The 5,042-nt window shown below is 73.0% G+C and carries 6 protein-coding genes; all 6 read left to right on the top strand.

The features are described from left to right. Positions 1-79: 79 nt before the first annotated feature. Genes VQ03_RS19310 through VQ03_RS34695 form a run of 6 tightly spaced genes read left to right on the top strand, consistent with a single transcriptional unit; the run spans position 80 to position 4,893 of the window. A complete protein-coding gene (locus VQ03_RS19310; protein ID WP_048452526.1) occupies positions 80-982 on the top strand; it encodes an AAA family ATPase in 903 nt (300 codons plus the stop codon). Then, on the top strand, positions 979-2,187 hold the full coding sequence (locus VQ03_RS19305; RefSeq protein WP_048452525.1) for a vWA domain-containing protein: 1,209 nt from the start codon (positions 979-981) through the stop codon (positions 2,185-2,187). The genes VQ03_RS19310 and VQ03_RS19305 overlap by 4 nt, the downstream gene beginning before the upstream one ends. A gap of 46 nt (positions 2,188-2,233) precedes the next feature. After that, the gene (locus VQ03_RS19300; protein ID WP_048452524.1) at positions 2,234-2,557 is read left to right on the top strand and encodes an XdhC family protein; all 324 of its coding nucleotides are present in this window, start codon (positions 2,234-2,236) and stop codon (positions 2,555-2,557) included. Continuing rightward, positions 2,554-3,252: an XdhC family protein gene (locus VQ03_RS19295; RefSeq protein ID WP_048452523.1), complete on the top strand. Its 699-nt coding sequence runs from the start codon at positions 2,554-2,556 to the stop codon at positions 3,250-3,252. The genes VQ03_RS19300 and VQ03_RS19295 overlap by 4 nt, the downstream gene beginning before the upstream one ends. Then, positions 3,249-4,283 carry a molybdopterin-binding protein gene (locus VQ03_RS34700; protein ID WP_048452522.1) on the top strand — a complete coding sequence of 345 codons (1,035 nt, stop codon included), beginning with the start codon at positions 3,249-3,251 and terminating at the stop codon, positions 4,281-4,283. Before VQ03_RS19295 ends, VQ03_RS34700 begins: the two co-directional genes overlap by 4 nt. After that, positions 4,276-4,893 carry a nucleotidyltransferase family protein gene (locus tag VQ03_RS34695; protein ID WP_048452521.1) on the top strand — a complete coding sequence of 206 codons (618 nt, stop codon included), beginning with the start codon at positions 4,276-4,278 and terminating at the stop codon, positions 4,891-4,893. Before VQ03_RS34700 ends, VQ03_RS34695 begins: the two co-directional genes overlap by 8 nt. Positions 4,894-5,042: the final 149 nt, after the last annotated feature.

Raw genomic sequence — 5,042 nt, 5'->3', positions numbered from 1 at the left:
GGCGGCGGCTCGCCTCAATATTCGACACTCTGAAGCCCCGGCGGACGCCCACCGCCCCGCGAGAAGCACCCTCCGCCGAATGACTCTCCCCCCCTCCATCGACGCCACCCAGGCGCTGCTCTCCTCCGCCGGCTACGTCGCCGACCGGGCGCTCTCCACCGTGGTGTTCCTGTCGCTCAAGCTGCAACGCCCGCTCTTCCTCGAAGGCGAGGCGGGAGTCGGCAAGACCGAGATCGCCAAGGTGCTGGCGAAATCCCTCGGCCGGCCGCTGATCCGGCTGCAATGCTACGAGGGGCTCGACGTCGCGGCGGCCGTCTACGAGTGGAACTATGCCGGCCAGATGATGGCGATCCGGCTGGCCGAAGCCGGCGGCGCCGTCGACCGCGAGCGGCTGGAATCCGAGCTGTTCTCCGAGCGCTACCTGATCCGCCGCCCGCTGCTCCGGGCCCTGGAACCCGGCGAGGGCGGGGCGCCGGTGCTGCTGATCGACGAGCTGGACCGCACCGACGAGGCATTCGAGGCCTTCCTGCTGGAGGTGCTGTCCGATTTCCAGGTCACGATTCCGGAACTCGGCACCATCCGCGCGCCCGAGCCGCCGCTGGTCATCCTGACCTCGAACCGCACCCGCGAGATCCACGACGCTCTCAAGCGCCGCTGCCTCTATCATTGGGTCGATTACCCGGATGCGGAGCGCGAGCTGCAGATCCTGCGCACCCGCCTGCCGCACGCACCGGAGGCGCTGTCGCGGGACGTGGTCGCCTTCGTGCAGGCGATCCGCAAGGAGGACCTGTTCAAGGCGCCGGGCGTCGCCGAGACCCTGGACTGGGCCACCGCGCTCGTCGAACTCGATGCCGTCGCCCTCGATCCGACGCTGGTCATCGACACGCTCGGCGTGCTGCTGAAGTACCAGGACGACATCCAGGCGATGCAGGGCGGGCGCGCCAAGGCGCTGCTCGACGCGGTGCGATCCTCCGCCGGATGAGCGACGCTCCCGCGGGCTCCGGCCGGCTCCCCGACAACATCGCCTACTTCGCCCGTGCCCTGCGAAAAGCGGGCGTGCCGGTCGGGCCCGGCGACGTGATCGACGCCGTCGAGGCGGTCGAGGCCGCCGCCATCGGCAGCCGCGAGGATTTTTATTGGACCCTGCACGCGGTGCTGGTGCGCCGCCACGAGCATTCGGCCCTGTTCGCCGAGGCCTTCCGGCTGTTCTGGCGCCGGCGCGACCTCATCGAGAAGATGATCGCCCAGATGTCGCCGGTCGCCCCCGACAAGGCACCACGTAAAGACCCGAATGCCGGCGCCTTGCGGGTGCAGGAGGCCCTGTCGCCCAAATCCGAGCGGCCGAAGCCGAAGATCACGGAAGAGGACCTCACCACCGTCACGCTCTCGGTCTCGCAGGCCGAGGTGCTGAAGGCGAAGGACTTCGCCCAGATGAGCGCCGAGGAGGTCGCCCAGGCGCGCCGCCTCATCGCGGGCCTGCGGCTGCCGGACGACGCCACCCGGACCCGGCGGTTCGAGGCGCGGATGCGCGGGCGCATCGATCCCCGCCGCAGCTTCCAGCGCACCGTGCGGGCGGGCGGCGCCATCGATCTCGCCTTCCGGGCGCCGCGGGAGCGGCCGCCGCCGATCGTGGCGCTCTGCGACATCTCCGGCTCGATGGCGGAGTATTCGCGCCTGTTCCTGCACTTCCTGCACGCCCTCTCCGAGCAGCGCCGGGTGCACAGCTTCGTCTTCGCGACGCGGCTCACCAACATCACCCGGGAGCTGACCCGCCGCGATCCCGACGAGGCGCTCGCCCGCGCCAGCGCCCGGGCGCAGGACTGGGAGGGCGGCACCCGCATCGCCGAGGCCCTGCACCTGTTCAACCGGCACTGGTCGCGCCGGGTGCTCGGTGGCGGCGCCGTGGTGCTGCTGTTCACCGACGGGCTCGAGCGCGAGGTGACGCCGGAGCTGACCCACGAGATGGACCGCCTGCGGCGCTCGTGCCGGCGGCTGGTCTGGCTCAACCCGCTCTTGCGCTTCGAGGGGTTTTCCGCGCGGGCCAGCGGCATCCGGGCGATGCTGCCCCATGTCGACGATTTCCGGCCGATCCACAGCCTGGCGGCGATGGCCGACCTCTGCCGCGCGCTCGGCGCACACCAGCCGCGCGGGCGCGAGCCGAAGGCGTGGTTGCGCGCGGCGGGCTAAGTCCTAACTTCTGGTGCGGGGCTGAAGGCCCCGGAGAACCCGTCCGATGCTGTCGACAGACACCGACATCCTCGCCACCGCCGAGGCCTGGCGCGAGGCCGGCCGCGGCGTGGCGCTCGCCACCGTGATCGAGACCTGGGGCTCGGCCCCGCGCCCGGTCGGTTCACATCTGATCATCGACCAGGAGGGCAACTTCCTCGGCTCGGTCTCCGGCGGCTGCGTCGAGGGCGCGGTCATCGCCGAGGCCGCCGACGTGATCGAGGACGGCAAGCCCCGGGTGCTGGAGTTCGGCGTCGCCGACGAGACCGCCTGGCGGGTCGGCCTGTCCTGCGGCGGGCGCATCCGCGTGCTGGTCGAGCCGGTCGCGTGAAGCTCGACATCCTGCGGGACATGAACCGGGAGCGCGCCGCCCGCCGCGCCGTCATCCTGGTCACCGACACCGCCGACGGCAGCCAGCGCCTGGTGCGCGAGGCCGAGGCCGAGGGCGATCCACTGGCCGCCGAACTCGCCGCCCGGTTCCGGTCGGGCAAGAGCGGGATCGTCGAGGCCGAGGGGCGCTCGCTGTTCCTCACCGTACAGGTGCCGCCGCCGCGCCTCGTCGTGATCGGTGCAGTCCATATCAGCCAGGCGCTGGCCCCGATGGCGCAGGCGACGGATCTCGACGTCACCATCATCGATCCGCGCACCGCCTTCGCGACGCCGGAGCGTTTTCCCGATGTGCCGCTCCTGGCGCTGTGGCCGGACGACGCCCTGGCGCAGCTGCCGCCGCTCGACCGCTACACGGCGGTCGCGGCCCTGACCCACGACCCGAAGATCGACGATCCGGCGCTGATCGCGGCGCTCAGGGCCGCGTGCTTCTATGTCGGGGCGCTCGGCTCGCGGAAGACCCACGGCCGACGCGTCGAGCGCCTGACCGCCGCCGGCCTCACCGACGAGCAGATCGCCCGCATCGCCGCGCCGATCGGCCTCGATATCGGCGCGGTCAGCCCGGCCGAGATCGCCGTTTCGGTGCTGGCCCAGGTGATCGCGGCCCTGCGGCAGGACCGCCGCCGGGCTCCCGCATGAGGTTCGGCCCGGTCCCCGTCGCGCAGGCCGCCGGCCTGATCGCCGCCCACTCGGTGCGCGCCGGCGAGGCGGTGGTGAAGAAGGGTCGGGTGATCGGGCCCGAGGATGCCGCGCGGCTCGCCGAGGCGGGCGTCGCCGAGGTGATCGCCGTGGCGCTCGAGCCGGGCGATGTCGGCGAGGATGCGGCGGCCGAACGCCTCGCCGCGGCGGTCGCCGGACCGGGCGTCGCGGTCGAGCCGCCCTTCACCGGCCGGGCCAATCTCCATGCGTCGCAAGGCGGCCTGCTCGTCCTCGACGAGGGCATCATCGGCGCGGTCAACCGCATCGACGAGGCGGTGACCCTGGCGACCCTGGTGCCGTTCAAGCCGGTCGTGCCGGGCGAGATGGTCGGCACCGTCAAGATCATCCCCTACGCGGTGCCGGGCGCCGTGCTCGAGCGGGCGCTCGGCGTCGCCGCACCGGCGATCCGGGTCGCGCCCTACCGCCTGACCCGGGTGGCGGCGATCTCGACCCTGCTCCCCGGCCTGAAGGCGAGCGTCGTCGACAAGACCCTGCGCACCCTCGACGCCCGGCTGGCGCCTGCCGGGGCCGGCATCGTCGGCGAGGCGCGGGTTCCGCACGAATCCGGCGCCGTGGCGCATGCCCTGCGCGACGCGGTGGAACGCGACGGGGCCGAGCTGGCGGTGGTGTTCGGCGCCTCGGCCATCGCCGACCGGCGCGACGTGATCCCGGCCGGGATCGAGGCGGCCGGCGGGATCGTCGACCATCTCGGCATGCCGGTCGATCCCGGCAACCTGCTGCTGCTCGGCCGGCTCCGGCAGGCCACGCCGCAGGCCGTCCCGGTGATCGGGGCCCCGGGCTGCGCCCGCTCGCCGAAGGAAAACGGCTTCGACTGGGTGCTGCAGCGGCTGCTGGCCGGCCTGTCCGTCACCCGCGACGACATCGTCGGGTTCGGGGTCGGCGGGCTGCTGATGGAGATCGTATCCCGGCCCCAGCCCCGGGACGGCGGGGAGAGCGCCGACGATGCCTGATCCGGTCGGCACGGTGCTGCTCGCCGCCGGACGCGGGACGCGCTTCGGCGCGAGCCCGAAGCTCCTGAGTCCCCTCGACGGCAAGCCGCTGGTGCGCCACGCGGCGGAGGCCGCGCTGGCGGCGGATCTCGGGCCCGTGGTGGCGGTGCTGGGCCACGCCGCCGCGGAGGTGCGGGCGGCGCTCGCCGGGTTGCCGCTGACGCTCGTCGAGAATCCGGATTACGCCGCCGGCTTGTCGACCTCGCTCCGCGCCGGGCTCGGTGCCCTGCCGGAGATGGTTCCGGCGGCGTTCGTGCTCCTCGGCGACATGCCGCGGATCGGCCCGGGCCTGCTGGTGCGGCTCGCCGAAGCGTTCCGCTCCGCTCCGGTGGCCCCTTGCGCGGTCGTGCCGGTCAGAGACGGGCAGCGCGGCAATCCGGTGTTGCTCAACCGGCATTTCCTCGGGCCGGGTCTTGCCGGCCTCACGGGCGACCGCGGCGCCGGCCCGTTGCTGGCGCGGCGCGACGACGTCCTGGACGTGCCGGTGGACGAGGCGGGCGTCCTGATCGACGTCGACACGCCGGCGGCTCTGGCGGATCTGTCCGTGAAGGACCGCGACGGGGCCGTCTAAGCAGACTTGCGTTGGCAGGCCACACGGTACACGCCACAGCAGGTTGCGCAGCGGGGGAGCGAGGGCTGCCGCGCCAGCAGAACCCTCCCCCCTCTGCGGGGGAGGGTGCCCGGCGGAGCCGGGCGGGGGCTTGCTCTTTTACACATTTT

The sequence above is a fragment of the Methylobacterium tarhaniae genome (genome assembly GCF_001043955.1).
Lineage (GTDB): Bacteria > Pseudomonadota > Alphaproteobacteria > Rhizobiales > Beijerinckiaceae > Methylobacterium > Methylobacterium tarhaniae.
This window is presented reverse-complemented; position numbering and strand designations above follow the sequence as displayed.

What these genes read in the sequence shown, in the direction of transcription:
- VQ03_RS19300 (WP_048452524.1), top strand. Translation starts at nt 2,234, where the DNA reads ATGCTGTCGACAGACACCGACATCCTCGCCACCGCCGAGGCCTGGCGC.
- VQ03_RS19310 (WP_048452526.1), top strand. Translation starts at nt 80, where the DNA reads ATGACTCTCCCCCCCTCCATCGACGCCACCCAGGCGCTGCTCTCCTCC.
- VQ03_RS34700 (WP_048452522.1), top strand. Translation starts at nt 3,249, where the DNA reads ATGAGGTTCGGCCCGGTCCCCGTCGCGCAGGCCGCCGGCCTGATCGCC.
- VQ03_RS19305 (WP_048452525.1), top strand. Translation starts at nt 979, where the DNA reads ATGAGCGACGCTCCCGCGGGCTCCGGCCGGCTCCCCGACAACATCGCC.
- VQ03_RS34695 (WP_048452521.1), top strand. Translation starts at nt 4,276, where the DNA reads ATGCCTGATCCGGTCGGCACGGTGCTGCTCGCCGCCGGACGCGGGACG.